Source organism: Amycolatopsis vancoresmycina, from assembly GCF_000716785.1.
GTDB lineage: Bacteria > Actinomycetota > Actinomycetes > Mycobacteriales > Pseudonocardiaceae > Amycolatopsis > Amycolatopsis vancoresmycina.
The window spans coordinates 140,063-159,284 of record NZ_JNYY01000008.1 but is presented as its reverse complement, the minus strand read 5'-3'; the positions used below and the strand labels follow the sequence as shown (position 1 = coordinate 159,284).

The window sequence follows — 19,222 nt, the reverse complement described above, 5'->3', positions numbered from 1 at the left end:
GTGTCACGGTCCTGTGAAACATCGATGTAACTTACGGTGAGTGCTGGCGATCACATCGTCAGCGGATCTACTCTTTCCGGGCGAGGTTCAGCCCGTGTTGCCGAACCGTGTCCAATTGGTGTCATTTAATCGATCCAGCTATCTTCCCCGCAGCCGCTCAGCGGCATATGTTGTCGCCCACAACATATGCGCGACGGTGCGCCGGGCCTCCCGGATCGCCGCCTCGCTGGCCCGACGCAGACGCCGACGGCCGCTCGTCACCAATGCTTGGATCCGGAAGGAACGAGGATGCGCACCAGAACCCTTACCCTCCTCGCCGCCACGGTGAGCACCGGCCTGGTGCTGACCGCTTGCGGTACCAACAGTTCGAACAGCGGGGGCACGGGGAGCAACTCCGCCTCCTCGTCCGCTCCGGCCGCCGGCGGCGGCGCCAGCGGCAAGGTCGGCGTCATCCTGCCGGAGACCGCCAGCTCGGCCCGCTGGGAAGCCTTCGACAAGCCGATGCTCCAGGCCGCGCTCGCGGCGCAGGGCTTCGACGCCGACGTCCAGAACGCCCAGGGCGACGCCCAGAAGTTCTCCACGCTGGCCGACGGCTTCATCAGCTCCGGCGTCAAGGTCCTGATCATCGCCCCGTCCGACCCGGCCGTCGGTGCCGCGGTCGAGGCGAAGGCGAAGACGGCGGGCATCCCGGTCATCGACTACGACCGCCCGAGCCTCGGCGGCAGCGCCGACTACTACGTCTCGTTCGACAACGAGAAGGTCGGCCAGCTCCAGGGCCAGGCCATGGCGGACGCGCTGAAGGACAAGGCCGGCGCGGGTTTCGTCCAGATCGAGGGCGCCCCGACCGACAACAACGCGACCCTGTTCACCAACGGCCAGGACTCCGTGCTCGAGCCGCTGGTCTCGTCGGGCAAGCTGAAGCGGATCCAGAAGCAGCCGATCAACGACTGGGACAACCAGCTCGGCGGCACGACGTTCGAGCAGATCTTCCAGGCCAACGCGGGCAAGGTCGACGGCGTCGTCGCGGCGAACGACGGTCTGGCCGGCGCGGTCATCACCATCCTGAAGAAGAACGGCCTCAACGGGAAGGTCCCGGTCACCGGCCAGGACGCCACCGCCGACGGCCTGATGGCGGTCATGCGCGGCGAGCAGTACATGACCGTCTTCAAGCCGATCAAGGAAGAGGCGGAGGCGAGCGCGAAGCTGGCTGCCGCGCTGGCCAAGGGTGACAAGGCCGGTGCCGACGCCATCGCCACGGGCAAGCTGCACGACCCGAAGGGCAACCGCGACATCAAGTCCGTGCTGCTGACCCCGACGACGATCCTGGCGAAGGACATCAAGACCGTCGTGACGCAGGGCTACGTGAAGGCGGCCGAGATCTGCGGTGGCGACCTCGCCGCCAAGTGCAGCTCGCTCGGCATCTCCTGATCACCCGGCAGTACCCATGAACAGCCGGGCCGGGACGCGCACCCCGACGGCGCGTCCCGGCCCGGTCCCCACCCAGGAGAAAAGCCAGCCATGAGTGAGCCCATTCTCGAGATCAAGGGCCTGAACAAGAGCTTCGGGCCGGTCCACGTCCTCCACGACGTGGACTTCGACGTGCGCGCGGGCGAAGTGACCGCACTGGTCGGCGACAACGGTGCCGGCAAGTCGACCCTCGTCAAGTGCATCGCCGGCATCCACCCGTACGACTCGGGGGCCGTGCGGTTCAACGGGCAGGACGCCCACATCCGCGGCCCGAAGGACGCGGCCGAGCTCGGCATCGAGGTCGTCTACCAGGACCTCGCGCTCGCCGACAACCTCGACATCGTCCAGAACATGTTCCTCGGCCGCGAGCGCGGCAGTTCGTGGAAGCTCGACGAAGCCAGCATGGAGAAGGCCGCCCGCGAGACGCTGGCCTCCCTGTCGGTTCGGACCGTGAAGTCGGTCCGCACGCCGGTCTCCTCGCTGTCCGGTGGCCAGCGGCAGACCGTCGCCATCGCGAAGTCGGTGCTGTGGAACAGCAAGGTCGTCGTGCTGGACGAGCCGACCGCCGCCCTCGGCGTCGCGCAGACCCGGCAGGTGCTCGACCTGGTCCGGCGGCTGGCCGAGCAGGGCCTGGGGGTCGTGCTGATCAGCCACAACATGGCCGACGTGTTCGAGGTCGCCGACCGCATCGCCGTGCTCTACCTCGGCCGGCTCGTCGCCGAGGTGCACACGAAGGACGTCACCCACGGCCAGGTCGTGGAACTGATCACCGCCGGTCGCTCCGGTGACCTCGGCCTGGCCCGGCCCGAAGCCGTGGTCCTGTGAGCGGGAAGAAAGAACCGGAAATGACTGAAACCCCTGCCAAGCACGAGGTCGGCACGCCTGCCGACGCGCTCGCGCAGACCCAGGCCCCCACCGGGGCCATCTCCGACTTCGGCATCGACACGACATCGATGTCAACCGGCGAAGCCGTCCGCGACTACTTCGCCCGCCTGCGGGCCGGTGAGCTCGGCGCGCTGCCGTCGCTGTTCGGCCTGCTCGTGCTGGTCATCCTGTTCAGCGCGCTGTCGGACAACTTCTTCACCCTGGCGAACATCGCGAACGTGTTCCCGCAGGGCGCGGGCGTGATCATCATCGCGATGGGCATCGTCTTCGTGCTGCTGCTCGGCGAGATCGACCTCGCCGCCGGTGTCGCGTCCGGCACCGCCGCGTCGGTGATGGCCCTGCACTACGTGCACGCCGGGAACCTGCTGGGCTCGCTGGGAACCGGCGTGTTCGTCACGTTCATCGCGGTCCTCGCCGTGGCCATGCTGCTGTCGGCCTACCAGCGGATCTGGGCCGGTGCCGCGCTTTCGCTGATCGGCCTGCTGATCGTCGCGATCGGGGTGCCCGCCAACGCGTGGCTCGAGATCCTGCTGGCCATCTGCGTCGGCACCGCGATCGGCTGCATCACCGGCTTCCTCGTGTCGAAGATCGGCATGCCGTCCTTCGTCGTGACGCTGGCGCTGTTCATCGTGTGGCAGGGCGTGCTGCTGCAGTTCATCGGTGAGGGCGGCACGATCGGCATCAGCAACTCGGACGTCCTGTACAAGATCGCCAACGGCAACCTGAACATCCTGGGCAGCTGGATCTTCTTCCTCGTCGCGGCCGGCGGGTTCGCGGTGATCACGCTGACCAGCCACTTCAAGCGGCTCCAGCGCGGCCTGGTCGTCCAGCCGACGGCGCTGGTGCTGGTCAAGGTCGGCGCGCTCGTCGTGCTGTCGGCGGTGGGCACCTGGCTGCTGACGATCGACCGCTCGCCGAACAAGACGGTCGTGACGATCCAGGGTGTCCCGTACGTCATCCCGATCATGCTGGCGCTGCTGGTGGCCGGGACCTACGTGCTCAACCGGACCAAGTACGGCCGGTACGTCTACGCGGTCGGCGGCAACAAGGAAGCTGCCCGCCGCGCCGGTATCGACGTGCCGAAGATCCGCGCGAGCGTGTTCGTCATCGGCTCGGCGGTCGCGGCCATCGGCGGCATCGTCGCCGCGTCGAAGGTCGGTTCGGTCAGCCCGCAGTCCGGTGGCCTGAACACGCTGCTGTTCGCGGTCGGTTCGGCCGTCATCGGCGGCACGTCGCTGTTCGGCGGCAAGGGCCGGGTCTCCGACGCGGTGGTCGGCGGGCTCGTGATCGCCGTCGTCATCAACGGCCTGGGCCTGCTCAAGCAGCCGGCCGCGGTGGTCAACATCATCACCGGTCTGGTCCTGCTGCTCGCCGCCACGGTCGACGCGCTGTCCCGGCGCCGCGCGGCTGCGTCGGCGCGCTGAACCAGCATGGGATGATAAAGCCCGTGACCAGCACGCCCGTTGCACGACCGGACGAGGTGCGCCGGCACAACCGCACGACCCTGCTCCGCCTGCTGCACGTCGGCGGGCCGAGCACCCGGGCGACCCTGGCCGCGGAGCTGGGGCTCAACCGGAGCACGATCAAGACCCTCGTCGACGGGCTCGCCGAAGCCGGCGTCGTCGAGGAGAAGGTGCCGAGGCCGGGACGAGGGGCGGGCCGCCCCTCGCTCCTGGTCCTGCCCCAGCCGCACGCGGCGGTCGTGCTCGCGGTCGACCTGCAGGTCGAGCACGTCGCGATCGCCCTGGTCGGGCTGGGCGGGCAGATCCTGGGCCGCAACAGCTGGAACCTGCGCGGCCGGATGGGCCGGCCCGAGGAGGTCATCACCCACATCATCGAGTCGACGGCCATCCTGGCCGGCGACCTCGACGTGACCCCGGTGGCGGCCGGGGTGTCGGTGCCCGGCGTCGTCCGGCGCGCGGACGGGCACGTGCACGAGGCCCCGAACCTGCGCTGGACCGACGTGGCGCTGGGCGAGCGGCTCGGCGGGGTGCTGCAGATCCCGATCCTGGTCGGCAACGACGCCGAGTTCGGCGCGGTGGCCGAGCACCTGCGCGGGGCCGCCCGCGGGGCGTCCGACATCGTGTACATCTCGGCGGACGTCGGCGTCGGCGGCGGCGTCATCGCCGAAGGCTCGGCGCTGCGCGGCGGCTCGGGGTACGTCGGCGAGATCGGCCACATGGTGATCCGCCCGGACGGGCGCCCCTGCTACTGCGGCAGCAGCGGCTGCTGGGAGACCGAGGTCGGCGAGGCGGCCCTGTGCCGGGCGCTCGGCCTGGCCGAGGACACCGCACGCGGGGCGATCCTGTTCGAGCTGCGCGAGCTGGCCCGCGACCCGGAGGCGGCGATGACCCGGCTCGCGGAGTTCGCGGAGTGGCTGACACTGGGGTTGATCAACGTCGTCAACCTGCTGGGCCCGCAGCTGGTGATCCTCGGCGACCTGCTGACGGTGCTGCCGGAGGCGGTGCTGCGCCACATCGGCGCCGAGGTGCGGCGGCGCAGCCTGGTGAGCCGCGCGGTCGGCGGCACGCGGATCGTCAGCTCGGCACTGGGAGCCGACGGGCGGCTGCTGGGCGCGGCCGAAGTGGCGTTCGAAGTCGTGCTGGATTCTGTCTGATTTTCTGTCCGCTTCCGTGTCCGTAATCACTGCGGTTCGCGGCCGTACCGTGATATCGGACACGCAATCTGCAAGATGCAGAAAGGCGGCCGGTGCCTGTGCGCACCGGCCGCCTTTCGGTCGTCTGTGTTACCGCTGGATGTCGGCGGACAGTTCCTTGAGCTTGGCCTCGTGCTCGCGGGCGTGGTGCCCGCAGAAGAGCAGTTCGCCACCCGTGCTGAGGATGGCTCGTACCTGAGCTGCTGCTCCGCACCGGTCACAGCGGTCGGCGGCGGTCAGTTCGGGGCGGGTGAGCGTCGGCGATGTCATGGGGGTCTCCCTCCGTCCCGGCACCGGTCGCCCGGTGCCATCGATCCAGCTACGCCCACTTCGGGACTGCTGCCGGTGGCGGCGATCGCCTCCGGCTCCGCGTGTTCGTGCTTCCACTGTTCCAGACGTTTCGCGGCTCGCAAGTGTTCCCGCGCCGGTGGGACCTGAGTCACGTCGATTTACCCCGGATGCCGTAACCGGATCCCGCATTCCAGGAGACGAATACCCGGAGAGTTACGTTTTCCGTGGTCAGGGACCATGGGACGGTGAGTACGGTGACTTCGCCGCGACGGCTTTCCGCGGTACCCGCCCCCGTCTTGTTCGTTCTCAGCGGAATTTCGATGTACGCGGGCGCGGCGGTCGCGGTCGACCTTTTCGGCCACGCCACCCCGGCGGGCGTGGCGTGGCTCCGCTGCCTCGGCGCGGCGGCGGTCCTGCTGGCGTGGCGCCGCCCGGGCCGCGCGGCCTGGTGGGGCAGGCGCCTGCTGCTGGCGATCGTGTTCGGCGTGGTGACGGCGGGCATGAACGTGCTGTTCTACGAAGCGATCGCCCGGCTGCCCCTGGGCACGGCGGTGGCGATGGAGTTCGCGGGCCCGGTGGTGGTGGCGGCCCTGGGCTCCCGCACGCTGCGGGACGTGTTCGCGCTGCTGCTGGTGGCGGCCGGGGTGGTGGCGATCGCGGACGTCCGCCTGAGCGGAAGCTTCTGGGGCGTGCTGTTCGCCCTGGGGGCAGCTGCGGCATGGGCGGGCTACATCCTCCTGGGCAAGAGGGTGGCGGTGGGCGGCGACGGCCTGGACAGCCTGGCGATCGGCTTCTTCGCGGGGACGGTCGTGCTGTCCCCGTTGGCGCTGGGGACGGGTGCGGTGTGGTCTTCGCCACGGTTGCTGCTGCTGGGCGTCGGGGTGGGGGTGCTGTCGACGGTGGTGCCGTACGGGCTGGACCAGGTGGTGCTGCGGCGGGTGGGGCAGGCGCGGTTCGCGACACTGCTGGCGCTGCTGCCGGTGACGGCGGGGGTGATGGGGTTCCTGCTGCTCGGGCAGGTGCCGAGTGTGGTGGAGGCGGGCGGGACGCTGGCGGTGGTTGCGGGGGTGGCGCTGCGGAGCCGGGACGCGCCGGGGTCCGAACCGCCGGGGTGAGGCCGGTGGCGTGGGGTGGCCGCCGGGGTGAGGCGGCGGTGGCGTGGGGGCGGGCGCCGGAGCGGCGCTCGGGCCTCGTTTCCGGCCCGGACCCGACCGGTGCTGCAAGGCTTCGAAGCCGACCGGCTGGCGGCCGTCCGGGCGGCCATGCTGGGGGCTCCTGGCGGGGTTGTCCACAGGTCGGCCGTGATGGGGACAACTGCTGGCGCACGGCCGCTTTTCGCGAGTTTCCGTCGGCCGCCCTCGATACGCTCGAACCGGGACGGACCCCCAGGGAGGGCGGGTCCTGCCTGCGGGCGGCGGCGAGGCGAGCGGCTCACGGGCGGAGGTGGCAAGGCGAGTCGCCGGGTGGGCGGCGGCGAGGGAACCGGCCCGCTTGCGGCGGCGGCGAGGTGAGGGTCGATGGCGAGGTGACCGATCCGCGGGCGGCGGCGGGACGAGCGGCGGGTGGGCAGCGGCGAGGGGACCGATCCGCGGGCGGCGGTGGTCAGGCGACCGACCCGCGGGCAGCGCAAGGCGAGCGATCCGCGGTCGGTGGCGGGATGAGCGTCCCGCGGGCGGTCGGGCGACCGGCCGGTGCGCGGCGGCGAGGGCACCGATCCGCGGGCGGCGGTGGTCAGGCGACCGACCCGCGGGCAGCGCAAGGCGAGCGACCCGCGGTCGGTGGCGGGGTGAGCGCCCCGCGGGCGGCCGGTGCGCGGCCGCGAGGCGACCCATCCCCGGGCAGCACCGCCCACCCGCCGAGAACGCCACCGCCACCCGCCGGTTCGTGATGGCCCCCGCCGCGCCCACCCGGGATACTGACCCCCGGGCGGCACGAAAGCGGGTGGCCATGACGAAAGCGGCATCAGCCGCGGCGAAGGACTTCGCCGCCGCCGGCGTGAGCGGTGTCCACCTCGCCTGGGCCGACAACAACGGCATCCCCCGCTCGCGGATCGTGCCCGTGGCCGGGCTCGCCGATGCCGCCACCCGGGGCGTCGGGGCCACCTCGCTCTTCGCCGTCTTCGACAGCCACGACGCCATCACCTACGCCCACTCCGGCCTCGCCACCCCCTCCGGTGACATCCGGCTCGTGCCCGTTGTCGATCGGCTGCGGCGGCTTGCCGGGCAGCCCGCGCTCGCCTGGGCTCCCGTCCGGCAGCTCACCCGGGAGGGCGATCCGTGGCCCTACTGCCAGCGGACCGTCCTTGAACGGCAGGTCGCCGAGGGCGCGAAACGGGGCCTGGAGTTCCGGGCCGGGTACGAGCTGGAATTCGCCGTCGCGCCCGCCGGCAGCCCCGACGTCCTCACCTCGCCCGGGCACCCGGGGCCCGCCTACAGCCCGCACGCCCTCGTCGGCCTCGACGCGTTCGTCGCCGCCCTGCTGCACGACTTCGCCGCCAACGGCCTGCGGATCGGCCAGCTGCACGCCGAGTACGGGACGGCGCAGCTCGAGCTGTCGCTGGCCGCCACCGATCCGGTGTCCGCCGCCGATGATCAGCTGCTCGCCCGGCAGACCATCCACGCCGCCGCGCGCGTGCACGGGCTCGCCGTCAGCTTTGCGCCCATGGTCGGTGCCGGGGCGGCCGGGAACGGCTGGCACCTGCACACCTCCGTCCGCCGCCAAGGCCGCAACCTGCTCGAAAGCGACGAAACCGGGCAGCCGGGCGGGGACGGCGCCGGCTACCTCGCCGGGCTGCTGCGTGACCTGCCGGCCCTGACCGCCGTCACCGCGCCGAGCGTCCCCTCGACCCTGCGGCTGCGGCCCGGCTTCTTCGCGGGCGCGTACGCCTTCTGGGGCGTCGAGAACCGGGAGGCGCCGCTGCGGTACGTCCCCGGCTCGACGCTGCTGGGCGCCGACCACGCGAACGTCGAGCTCAAGACCTCCGACGCCTCGGCCAACCCGTACCTCGCGCTGGCCGTGGTGCTGGCCGCCGGGATGGCCGGCATCGAGGACGCGCCCGCGCTGCCCGAGCCGATCGGCGAGGACCCGGGCGGCTGGTCCGACGGCGAGCGGGAAGCCCACGGGGTGCGGCGGCTGCCGATGGACCCCGCCGCGCAGGACGCCGCGCTCGTGGCGTCGCCGCGGATCGCCGGTGTGCTCGGCGACGAGCTGCTGGGCGCCTTCCGGGCGGTGCGGGCGTCCGACGCGGCCTGGGCGGCCGAACGCCCGGCCGAGGAGGTCGTCGCCGCCCACCTCTGGCGGTACTGAGAACCCTATTCTGGTCGGGACGGCGCTGACACCCGCGCCTCAACGAGGTTCTGAGGGGACCGATGTCTTCGGGGATCGACGGCGGGCAGCTGGACCTGTCCGGGGTGCGGTGGCTGCCGGGCGGCGCCCGGCTGGCCGCCGTGGCCCAGGCGGAACTGCCCCAGAAGGACGGCCTGGCCGCGGCGTTCTGCGGGCTCGCCGCGCTGCGGGCGGCCGGGCTCGACGTGCCCGACCAGGACGCCGTCGCGGCGGCCGCCGGCACGGTCCGCGGCCCGGTCGTGCGGCCGCGCGGCGAGGCCGGGCGGTCCGGGTTCCGGCTGCCGCTGCCGGTCGTCGACGACCCGGCCGCGGCGGGCACCCGGGTCTCCGGGCTGGCGGCGGCCGCCGGGTCGCTGTCGCGCGGTGCCCTCGCGGCGGTGCCGGTGACGGGGGAGTGGACCACCGAGTCGCTCTTCGACCTGCTGGTCGGGCTGTGGGACGTCCCGCGCGTCGCGGTGATCGCCCGGATCGACGGCGCCGAACTCGGCGCCCACGACACCCCGGAACGCGCGCTGCTCGACTACCTCGACACCGGCGTTCCGCCCCTGTGGACGTCCCGCTGGCGCCCGCCCGGCGGTCACTTCGTGCTCCTGGCGGGAATCCGCATCGGCGCCGAGGGCACCCTGATCTCCATTGTGGACACTTACCCGTCGTTGGGCGACAACGGGTTGCACGACCAGCCGGTCGAATGGGTGACGGCGGCGCTGGCCGGCCTCGGCGTCCTCGTGGTCGTCGACACCGGCCAGGCCGCCGTGGTGCGCGAAGCGGCCCGGGTCGCCGGGCTCAGTCCGTCCTTTTGGGACTGACCGGGGCGCCGGGGGCGAACCGGGAGTGCCGCCGGCCGTAGGCGAAGTAGATCACCAGGCCGATCACCAGCCACGCGGCGAACCGGATCCAGGTCAGCACGTTGAGGTTCAGCATCAGGTACAGGCACGCCAGCGCCGCGACCACCGGGACGACGGGCGAGAACGGCACCGTGAACGGCCGATCCAGGTCGGGACGGCGGCGGCGCAGCACCGGGACCGCCACCGCCACGATGATCATCGCCGAGAGCGCGCCGATGCTCACCATGTCGGCCAGCTCGGAGATCGGGATGAACGCCGCCAGCACGGCGATCAGCGCCGCGCCGCCGATGGTCATCCGGTGCGGGGTGCCCCAGCGCGGGTGCGCGGTGCCGAGCGCCTTCGGCAGCAGGCCGTCGCGGCCCATCGCGAACCCGATCCGGCCGATCGTCACCAGCTCGACCATCATCACCGACGTCAGCCCGGTCACCGCGCCGAGCGAGATCAGCGCGCCCACCCAGTGCTGGCCGACCCGGTCGAACGCGTCCGCCAGCGGCGCGCCGGTGTCGATGTCGGTGAACGGGATCATGCCGGTCAGCACGATCGACACGCCGATGTAGAGCAGCGCGCACACGCCGAGCGCGCCGAGGATGCCGACGCGGAGGTCCTTGCGCGGGTTCAGCGTCTCCTCGCCGAGATTCGCGAGCGCCTCGAAACCGGTGTAGGCGAAGAAGACCACGGCAGCCGCGGTGATCATTCCGGCGATCCCGTACACCGACTGCTCCAGCCCGAGCGCGGCCTGCACGATCGGCTGTTCCAGCACCGTCGAGCCGTTCTGCGGCGCCTGGGCGGGCGGGATGAACGGCGTCAGGTTCGCGCCCTTGACGAAGAACAGCCCGACCGCGAGCACCAGGACGCAGACCGCGACCTTCACGCACACCAGCAGGTTGGTCAGCCAGGCCGACTCCTTGATGCCCAGCACGGCCACCACGGTCAGCACGGCGATGATCAGCACCGCCCCGACGTTGACCTTCGCGTCCTCGCCGAACCACTGCGGCGACAGCCCGAGCAGGTTCGCCAGGTACCCCGACCAGCCGCGCGAGACCACGGCCGCGCCGAGCGCGAACTCCAGCAGCAGGTCCCAGCCGATGATCCAGGCGAACACCTCGCCGAGGGTGGCGAAGGCGTAGGTGTAGGCGCTCCCGGCGGTCGGGACGCTGGAGGCGAGCTCGGCGTAGCACAGCGCCGCCAGCCCGGCGACGACCGCGCCGAGCACGAACGAAAGCGTCACGGCGGGCCCGGCGTGCGTCTTCGCCTCGACGCCGGCGAGGGTGAAGATGCCGGTGCCGATGATGATCCCGACGCCGAACCCGACCAGGTCGCGTCCGCGCAGCCGCCGCTTGAGGTCCCCGGAGTCCTGGCGGGCCAGGACGTCGTCCACGTTCAGCGTTCTCCGCACACCCATGAGGTGAAGTTAGAAGGTCACGGGTCGGCCCGCAGATCGGCGGCCGGGTCCGGCGGGCGCAGGCCACCGGAGTGACGTCGTCCCGCGTGGATGGCGGGAACGGCCGGGCACCGGAATGCTGGTGCCCGTGCCCGAACAGATCCCCGCCCGCACCGCCCTGCACCAGCTCGCCGACCACCACGGGGTGGCCACCCGGTACGAGAACGCCGACCGGGTCTGGGTGGACGTGGCCGACGACGTCGTCGTCGCCGTCCTCGGCCAGTTCGGTGTCGACGCCACCAGCGAGGCGGCCATCGCCGCCGCCCTGACCGCGGCACGCCGTGCGCCCGCCGCGCTGCCGCCGACGATCGTCGTGCGGCAGGGCAGCCGCAGGACGCTGGGCGTCGAGGCCGAAGTCGTCCTCGAAGACGGGACGCGGCGGCGGGCCGACGGGGAGCTGCCCGCCGATCTGCCGCTCGGGTGGCACCGGGTGGTCACCGCCGAGCAGGACGTCGTCCTCGCCGTCGTGCCGGCGTCGCTGCCGGGGGTGCGGCCCACCTGGGGGTGGATGCTGCAGCTCTACGCCCTGCACTCGCCCGGGTCGTGGGGCATCGGCGACTACGCCGACCTCGCCACCTTCGCCGCCCGCTCGGCCGCCGAACTGGACGCCGGGGTGCTGCTGGTCAACCCCGTGCAGGCGATCAGCCCGGCCCACCCGGTCGAACGGTCGCCGTACTCGCCCGCGAGCCGGCGGTTCGCCAACCCCGTCTACCTGCGCGTCACCGCCACCGAGACGTTCCAGAACGCCGACGCGGCCACTCAGGCGGCCGTCGAGTCCCTCGCTCCGGACCGCGAAGGCGAGCTGGTCGACTACGACGCTGTCTGGACGGCCAAACGCGCCGCGCTCGAGCTGCTGTGGCCCCACCGCGTCGAAGACGTGCCCGGAGACGACGACCTGAACGGCTTCGCGCTCTTCTGCGCCCTTGCCGAGCGGCACGGCGCCGACTGGCGGGACTGGCCGGAGGACCTGCGCGACCCGGCCGGCCCGGCCGCCGCGAAGGCGCGGGAAGAACTCGCGGAACGCGTCGGCTTCCACGCGTGGCTCCAGCACCTCTGCCGGGTCCAGCTGGAAGCGGCGCGGCGGGCCGCGCGCGAGGCCGGGATGTCGGTCGGGATCGTGCACGACCTGCCGGTCGGCGTGCACCCCGGTGGGGCCGACACGTGGGCGCTCAACGACGTCTTCGCCGCCGATGTCCGGGTCGGCGCGCCGCCGGACGCGTTCAACCAGCAGGGGCAGGACTGGAACCTGCCGCCGTGGCGGCCGGACAAGCTGGCCGAGGCCGGGTACGCGCCCTTCCGGGACGTCATCCGCGGTGTCCTCCGCTACGCCGACGGCATCCGCGTCGACCACATCGCCGGCCTGTGGCGGCTGTGGTGGATCCCGCCGGGCGAGCCCGCGCATCGCGGCACCTACGTCCACTACGACGCCGAGGCGATGGTCGGTGTCCTCGCGCTCGAAGCGCACCGCGCCGGCGCGGTGGTCGTGGGGGAGGACCTGGGGACGGTCGAGGAGGTCGTCACCGACACGATGCACGAACGGGGGATGCTCAGCTCGGCCGTGCTGTGGTTCGAGCGGGACTGGGACGCGCCCGGCCAGCCGTTCACGGCGCCGGACAGCTGGGACCCCGACGCCATGGCCAGCATCTCCACGCACGACCTGCCGACGGTTTCGGGCTGGCTGCAGGGCGAGCACGTCCGGGTCCGTGCCGAGCTGGGCCTGCTGGACCGCGCTGTCGACGCCGAAGCACAGGCGGCGGCCGACGAGCGCAAGGCCCTGTTCGAACTCGTTGCGCGCGAAGGAATTCCGGACGACGACCCGGTCGTCGCGCTGCACACGCTGCTCGCGAAGGCCGCGTCCCGGCTCGTGCTCACCTCGCCGGCCGACGTGACGGGCCAGGTGCGGCAGCCGAATCTGCCCGGAACCGTCGACCAGTACCCTAACTGGCGGATTCGCCTTCCCGTCAGCGTTGACGGCTTCTTCACCGCCAAGGGGGTCCGCGCCGCGGTCGCCCCGCTGGCGGCGGCCCGTCCGCTGTCCCGGTAACGACCATCCCGTGGCACGCGACCCCCGGGTGACACGCGGACGCCACCGGCACGACCCAAGCTCGAGGAGACCCCAGTGCGGCCCTGGCCCGGAACGCCCTACCCGCTCGGCGCCACCTACGACGGAGTCGGGACGAACTTCGCCCTGTTCTCCGAGGTGGCCGAGCGCGTCGAACTGTGCCTGTTCGACGCCGAGGGCAAGGAGACGCGGTACGCGCTCGAAGAGGTGGACGGCTTCGTCCACCACGGCTACCTGCTCAACGTCGGCCCGGGACAGCGTTACGGGTTCCGCGTGCACGGCCCGTACGACCCCAAGCGCGGCCTGCGCTGCAACCCGAACAAGCTGCTCATCGACCCGTACGCGAAGGCCGTGTCGCACGGCGTGAAGTGGGACGAGTCGCTGTTCGGGTACAAGTTCGACAACCCCGGCGAGCGCAACGACGACGACAGCGCCGGGCACGTGCCGTATTCGCTGGTGGCGAACCCGTTCTTCGACTGGGGCAACGACCGCCAGCCGAAACGGCCCTACAACGAGACGGTCATCTACGAGGCCCACGTCAAGGGCATGACCGTGCATCACCCGTTCGTGCCCGAAGCGCTGCGGGGCACGTACGCCGGCCTCGCGCACCCCGCCGTCGTCGAGCACCTGCAGAAGCTCGGCGTGACCGCGGTGGAGCTGCTGCCGGTGCACCAGTTCGTCACCGACCACGGCCTGGCCGAGAAGGGCCTGACGAACTACTGGGGCTACAACACGATCGGGTACTTCGCGCCGCACGACTCCTACGCGGCGATGCCCGGCGAGGGCGGCCAGGTCCAGGAGTTCAAGGGCATGGTCAAGGCCCTCCACGAAGCCGGGATCGAAGTGATCCTCGACGTGGTTTACAACCACACGGCCGAGGGAAACCACCTCGGGCCGACGCTGTCGATGCGGGGTATCGACAACGAGGCCTACTACCGGCTGGTGGAGGGGGAGCCCGAGTACTACATGGACTACACCGGCACCGGGAACTCCCTCAACGTCCGCAACCCGCACACCCTGCAGCTGATCATGGACTCGCTGCGGTACTGGGTGACGGAGATGCACGTCGACGGCTTCCGCTTCGACCTCGCTTCGGCGCTGGCCCGCGAGTTCTACGACGTCGACCGGCTGTCGACGTTCTTCGACCTCGTCCAGCAGGACCCGATCGTCAGCCAGGTGAAGCTGATCGCCGAGCCGTGGGACGTCGGCCCCGGTGGCTACCAGGTGGGCAACTTCCCGCCGCTGTGGACGGAGTGGAACGGGCAGTTCCGCGACACCGTCCGCGACTTCTGGCGCGGCGAGCCCTCGACGCTGGGGGAGTTCGCGAGCCGGATCACCGGTTCGTCGGACCTCTACCAGGACGACGGCCGCCGCCCGTTCGCCTCGATCAACTTCGTCACCGCGCACGACGGCTTCACGCTGCGGGACCTGGTGTCCTACAACGAAAAGCACAACGAGGCCAACGGCGAGGACGGCCGCGACGGCGCCGACGACAACCGGTCGTGGAACTGCGGTGTCGAGGGCGAAACCGACGACCCGCAGGTCAACGAGCTGCGCGTGCGGCAGCAGCGGAACATGCTGGCCACCCTGATGCTGTCCCAGGGCGTGCCGATGATCCTGCACGGCGACGAGTTCGGCCGCACCCAGCAGGGCAACAACAACGTGTACGGCCAGGACTCCGAACTGTCCTGGATGGACTGGGAACTGGCCAAGACCAACGCGGACCTGGTCAGGTTCACCGCCGGGCTCGGCGCGTTCCGGCACCGGCACCCGGTGTTCCGCCGCCGCCGGTTCTTCCAGGGCGGCCCGGTCGGCAAGGGCGACAAGCTCGGCGACATCGCCTGGTTCACCCCGGCCGGCGAGGAGATGACCGAGCAGAACTGGGACGACGGCTTCGGCAAGGCCGTCGTCGTCTTCCTCAACGGCAAGGCGATCCCCGACCTCGACCCGCGCGGGATGCACGTCGAGGACAACTCGTTCCTGCTCGCCTTCAACGCCCACTACGAGGACATCGACGCCACCCTCCCGGGCAACGGCTACGGGCAGAACTGGACCGTCGTGGTCGACACCGCGACCGGCGAGGTGGACCCCGCCGACGCGAAGCCGATCGACGGCGGCGGCCGGCTCACCCTGCCCGCCCGGTCCCTGATCGTGCTGAAACGAACGGAGACGGAGCCCGAATGACCGTGCCGGAGTCGACCTACCGGGTCCAGCTGCGCCCGGAGTTCACCTTCGCCGACGCGGCCGGCATCGCCGGCTACCTGCGCGACCTCGGCATCGGCGCGCTGTACGCGTCGCCGGTGCTGGACGCGGCACCGGGCTCGACGCACGGCTACGACGTCGTCGACCCGACCCGCGCCCGGCCGGCGCTGGGCGGCGAAGAGGCCCGCCGGGAGCTGTCCGCGCTGCTCAAGGAGCTCGGGCTGGGCCTGGTGGTCGACATCGTGCCGAACCACATGTCGGTCGAGGTGCCGAAGGCGAACCGCTGGTGGTGGGACGTGCTGAAGCACGGCCGCGACTCCGGGTACGCGTCCTTCTTCGACATCGACTGGGAGCGCGGCCCGATCCTGCTGCCGGTCCTCGGGGACGACGACGCCGTCGCCGAGCTGGCGGTCGACGGCGACGAGCTCGTCTACTACGACCACCGGTTCCCGATCGCGCCCGGCACGGGAACCGGGACGCCGCAGGAGGTCCACGAGCGCCAGCACTACCGCCTGATCGGCTGGCGCCGCGGCAACGCCGAGCTGACCTACCGCCGGTTCTTCGACATCACGACCCTGGCCGCGGTCCGCGTCGAGGACCCCAAGGTGTTCGCCGAGACGCACGGCGAGGTGCTGCGCTGGGTGGCCGACGGCGACGTCACCGGCCTGCGCGTCGACCACCCGGACGGCCTCGCCGACCCGGGCGGCTACTTCCGGCGGTTGCGCGAGAACGCGCCCGGCGCGTGGATCGTGGCCGAGAAGATCCTGCACCCCGGCGAGCCGCTGCCGCAGAGCTGGCCGGTCGACGGCACCACCGGCTACGACGCCCTCCGCGAGATCGCCGGCGTCTTCGTCGACCCCGCGGGCGAGCCCGACTTCACCGCGCTGGCGAACGAACTCGGCGTCAAGACCGGCTACCACCGCGTCGAAGCCGAGGCCCGGCGCCTGGTCACCGACCGCATCCTGGTCGCCGAGGTCCGGCGGATCGCGGCGCAGCTGCCGTACGTCGATCCGGAACTGGCCCGGCAGGCGGTGGCCGAGACCATGATCGCCTTCCCCGTCTACCGTTCCTACCTCCCCGAAGGCGCGGCGCACTGGGCGGCCGCGATCGACGGCGCCCGCCGCGCCCGGCCCGACCTGGCCGAGCCACTGGCGATGCTCGACGCCGTCATGCGCAAGAACCCCGAGAGCGAACTGGCCACCCGGCTCCAGCAGACCTCCGGCATGGTCGTGGCCAAGGGCACCGAGGACACGACGTTCTACCGCTACACCCGCTTCGCCGCTCTCAACGAGGTCGGTGGCAACCCGGACCGGTTCGGCCTCGGCGTCGAGGAGTTCCACCGGCTGGCCGCCGAGCGCGAGGCCGGCTACCCGGCGGCGATGACGACGCTGACCACGCACGACACCAAGCGCTCGGAGGACACCCGGGCGCGGATGGCGGTGCTCGCGGAGGTGCCGGGCGAGTTCGCCCGGGCCGTCCGGCGGTGGACCGCGCGGCGCGGGATCGACGAGCCGTCGCTGAACCTCCTGGCCTGGCAGACGCTGGTGTCGACCTGGCCGATCGAGCCCGCGCGGCTGCGGGACTACCTGGACAAGGCGGCCAAGGAAGCCAAGCTCCGGACCAGCTGGACCGACCACGACGAGGCGTTCGAGGCCGACGTCGCCGCCTGGCCCGAAGACGTCGTGAACGACGCCGAGCTGGCCGGGGACATCGACGGGTTCGTCCGGCGCATCGAAGGGCCCGGTTATGCGAACTCCCTCGGGCAGAAGCTCGTCCAGCTGACCGCACCCGGCGTCCCGGACGTCTACCAGGGCACCGAGCTGTGGGACTTTTCGCTGGTCGACCCGGACAACCGCCGTCCGGTCGACTACGCGGCCCGCCGGGAGATCCTGGCCCGGGTCCTCGACGGCGAGCTGCCGGAGATCGACGCCTCGGGCGCGGCGAAGCTGCTGGTCGTGCACAACGCGCTGCGGCTGCGCCGGGAACACCCGGCGCTGTTCCGCGGTTACCGGCCGCTGCGCGCCGAGGGCCCGGCGGCGGCCCACTGCCTGGCCTACACGCGCAGCGCCGGCCTCGCCGTCGCGGTGACCCGCCTGCCGGTCGGCCTGGACGCCGGCGGCGGCTGGCGCGACACGGTCCTCCCGCTGCCGCCCGGCACCTGGACCGACGTCCTGACCGGCCGGGAAGTCACCGGCGAGCTGGCGCTGCTGTTCGACCGTTACCCCGTCGCGTTGCTGGTGCGAGGAGACGCATGAAGTTCAGCGTGTGGGCCCCGGCGGCCCGCCGGGTCCGGGTGAGCGTCGACGAAGGCGTGCACGAGATGACCGAGGGCGACGGCGGCTGGTGGCACGCCGACGCCGAGGGGCTCAACTACGCCTTCCTCCTGGACGACGACGAGAAGCGGCTGCCCGACCCGCGGTCGCGGTGGCAGCCGCACGGCGTCCACGCCGAGTCGCGCGTCTACGACCACGGCGAGTTCGAGTGGACCGACGACGCCTGGCACGGCCGCCAGCTGCCCGGTGCCGTCCTCTACGAGCTGCACGTCGGCACCTTCACCGAGGGCGGCACCTTCGACGCGGCGATCGACCGGCTCGACCACCTCGTCGACCTCGGGATCACGCACGTCGAGCTGCTGCCGGTCAACTCCTTCGACGGCACCGCGGGCTGGGGCTACGACGGCGTCCTGTGGGGCGCGGTCCACGAACCCTACGGCGGCCCGGACGGCCTCAAGCGGTTCGTCGACGCGGCCCACGCGCGCGGCCTGGCCGTCGTGCTCGACGTCGTCTACAACCACCTCGGGCCGTCCGGGGCCTACCTGGACCGGTTCGGGCCGTACTTCGCCGGGCAGAACGACTGGGGGCCGGGCCTCAACCTCGACGGCGCCGGCTCCGACGAGGTCCGGCGGTACGTGATCGACAACGCGCTGAGCTGGTTCCGCGACTTCCACCTCGACGCGCTGCGCCTGGACGCCGTGCACGCGCTGCTCGACCGGCGGGCCGTCCACCTGCTCGAACAGCTCGCCACCGAGGTCGACGCGCTGTCGGCGGCGCTGAACCGGCCGCTGACGCTGGTCGCCGAGTCCGACCTCAACGACCCGCGGCTCGTCACGCCCTGCGAGCGCGGCGGCTTCGGCCTGCACGCCCAGTGGTCGGACGACTTCCACCACGCCCTGCACGTCAAGCTGACCGGCGAGACGACCGGGTACTACACCGACTTCGCCGCGCCGGACGCACTGGAGCGGGTGCTGCGCGAGGTGTTCTTCCACGCGGGCACCTGGTCGTCGTTCCGGGAGCGGACCCACGGCCGCCCGGTCGACACGCGGACCGTGCCCGGCCACCGCTTCCTCGGCTACCTGCAGAACCACGACCAGATCGGCAACCGCGCGACCGGCGACCGGCTGTCCGCGACCGTGCCGGCGGACCGGCTCGCCTGCGGGGCCGCGGTCCTGTTCTGCTCGCCGTACACGCCGATGGTGTTCATGGGGGAGGAGTGGGCGGCGAGCACGCCGTGGCAGTTCTTCGCGTCCTTCCCGGACCCGGAGCTGGCCGAGGCGGTCCGCACCGGCCGCCGTCGCGAGTTCTCCCGGCACGGCTGGGGCGAGTCGGACGTGCCGGATCCGCTGGACCCGGCCACGGTCGAACGCTCCCGGCTCGACTGGGCCGAGGTCGAGCGGCCCGGGCACCGGGAGGTGCTGGAGCTCTACCGCGCGTTGATCCGGCTGCGCCGCGACCGGCCCGAGCTGGCCGACCCGCAGGTCGCGAACCTGCGCGTCGACTCCGCGCCGGACGGCTCGTGGCTCGTGCTGCACCGCGGCGGGCTGCGGCTGGCCGTCAACTTCGGCCCCGGCCCGGTGACGCTGCCGCTGGGTCCCACGGCGGCGCCGCTGCTGGCCTGGGCCGAGGCCACGGTGGACGGCGGCGCGGCGCACCTGCCCCCGGACACCTTCGTCCTGGCCGAAACCACACCCTGACGGCGGTTGTCTCCAGGTCGCTCGTCTGTCATGGCGCGCACGGACCACCGGAGATCTG

General features: G+C 72.1%; 13 protein-coding genes. 11 read left to right on the top strand and 2 right to left on the bottom strand.

The window, feature by feature from the left end:
* Nucleotides 1-288: 288 nt before the first annotated feature.
* The 4 genes from OO60_RS20520 to OO60_RS20505 all read left to right on the top strand — a co-directional run bounded on the left by OO60_RS20520 (nt 289) and on the right by OO60_RS20505 (nt 4,969).
* Entirely contained in the window at nt 289-1,428 is a 1,140-nt protein-coding gene (locus tag OO60_RS20520; protein ID WP_004561025.1) for a sugar ABC transporter substrate-binding protein, read from the top strand.
* A gap of 90 nt (nt 1,429-1,518) precedes the next feature.
* Nucleotides 1,519-2,292 carry an ATP-binding cassette domain-containing protein gene (locus OO60_RS20515; RefSeq protein ID WP_004561026.1) on the top strand — a complete coding sequence of 258 codons (774 nt, stop codon included), beginning with the start codon at nt 1,519-1,521 and terminating at the stop codon, nt 2,290-2,292.
* Between the two features lie 20 nt (nt 2,293-2,312).
* On the top strand, nt 2,313-3,776 hold the full coding sequence (locus OO60_RS20510) for a sugar ABC transporter permease (RefSeq protein ID WP_004561027.1): 1,464 nt from the start codon (nt 2,313-2,315) through the stop codon (nt 3,774-3,776).
* An 11-nt stretch (nt 3,777-3,787) separates the two neighbouring features.
* Nucleotides 3,788-4,969 (top strand): ROK family transcriptional regulator, encoded by a 1,182-nt coding sequence (locus OO60_RS20505; protein WP_051767727.1) that lies wholly within the window; start codon nt 3,788-3,790, stop codon nt 4,967-4,969.
* Between the two features lie 129 nt (nt 4,970-5,098).
* Here the strand turns inward: OO60_RS20505 and OO60_RS20500 are convergent, their stop codons facing one another.
* Complete coding sequence (locus OO60_RS20500) at nt 5,099-5,278, bottom strand: DUF7455 domain-containing protein (RefSeq protein ID WP_004561029.1); 180 nt, start codon at nt 5,276-5,278, stop codon at nt 5,099-5,101.
* A 341-nt stretch (nt 5,279-5,619) separates the two neighbouring features.
* Here OO60_RS20500 and OO60_RS20495 point away from each other — a divergent pair, with 341 nt between their 5' ends.
* The 3 genes from OO60_RS20495 to OO60_RS20485 all read left to right on the top strand — a co-directional run bounded on the left by OO60_RS20495 (nt 5,620) and on the right by OO60_RS20485 (nt 9,450).
* Entirely contained in the window at nt 5,620-6,414 is a 795-nt protein-coding gene (locus OO60_RS20495) for an EamA family transporter (RefSeq protein WP_033261901.1), read from the top strand.
* An 832-nt stretch (nt 6,415-7,246) separates the two neighbouring features.
* The gene (locus OO60_RS20490) at nt 7,247-8,605 is read left to right on the top strand and encodes a type I glutamate--ammonia ligase (RefSeq protein WP_033261900.1); all 1,359 of its coding nucleotides are present in this window, start codon (nt 7,247-7,249) and stop codon (nt 8,603-8,605) included.
* 62 nt (nt 8,606-8,667) lie between these two features.
* The gene (locus OO60_RS20485; RefSeq protein ID WP_033261899.1) at nt 8,668-9,450 is read left to right on the top strand and encodes a DUF6885 family protein; all 783 of its coding nucleotides are present in this window, start codon (nt 8,668-8,670) and stop codon (nt 9,448-9,450) included.
* On the opposite strand, the gene OO60_RS20480 is transcribed toward OO60_RS20485, so the two are convergent.
* On the bottom strand, nt 9,428-10,867 hold the full coding sequence (locus OO60_RS20480; RefSeq protein ID WP_003064414.1) for an amino acid permease: 1,440 nt from the start codon (nt 10,865-10,867) through the stop codon (nt 9,428-9,430). The two genes, OO60_RS20485 and OO60_RS20480, sit on opposite strands and share 23 nt — an antisense overlap.
* Nucleotides 10,868-11,006: 139 nt before the next feature.
* On the opposite strand from OO60_RS20480, the gene malQ reads away from it, so the two are divergent.
* The 4 genes from malQ (at nt 11,007) to treZ (ending at nt 19,164) form a co-directional block, all read left to right on the top strand.
* The gene (gene malQ, locus OO60_RS20475) at nt 11,007-12,974 is read left to right on the top strand and encodes a 4-alpha-glucanotransferase (protein WP_003064411.1); all 1,968 of its coding nucleotides are present in this window, start codon (nt 11,007-11,009) and stop codon (nt 12,972-12,974) included.
* A gap of 75 nt (nt 12,975-13,049) precedes the next feature.
* Entirely contained in the window at nt 13,050-15,176 is a 2,127-nt protein-coding gene (glgX, locus tag OO60_RS20470) for a glycogen debranching protein GlgX (protein WP_033261898.1), read from the top strand.
* Nucleotides 15,173-17,449 carry a malto-oligosyltrehalose synthase gene (gene treY, locus OO60_RS20465; RefSeq protein ID WP_033261897.1) on the top strand — a complete coding sequence of 759 codons (2,277 nt, stop codon included), beginning with the start codon at nt 15,173-15,175 and terminating at the stop codon, nt 17,447-17,449. The genes glgX and treY overlap by 4 nt, the downstream gene beginning before the upstream one ends.
* Nucleotides 17,446-19,164, top strand: a complete 1,719-nt coding sequence (gene treZ / locus OO60_RS20460) for a malto-oligosyltrehalose trehalohydrolase (RefSeq protein ID WP_003059624.1) — start codon at nt 17,446-17,448, stop codon at nt 19,162-19,164. Before treY ends, treZ begins: the two co-directional genes overlap by 4 nt.
* The last annotated feature ends 58 nt before the right edge of the window (nt 19,165-19,222 follow it).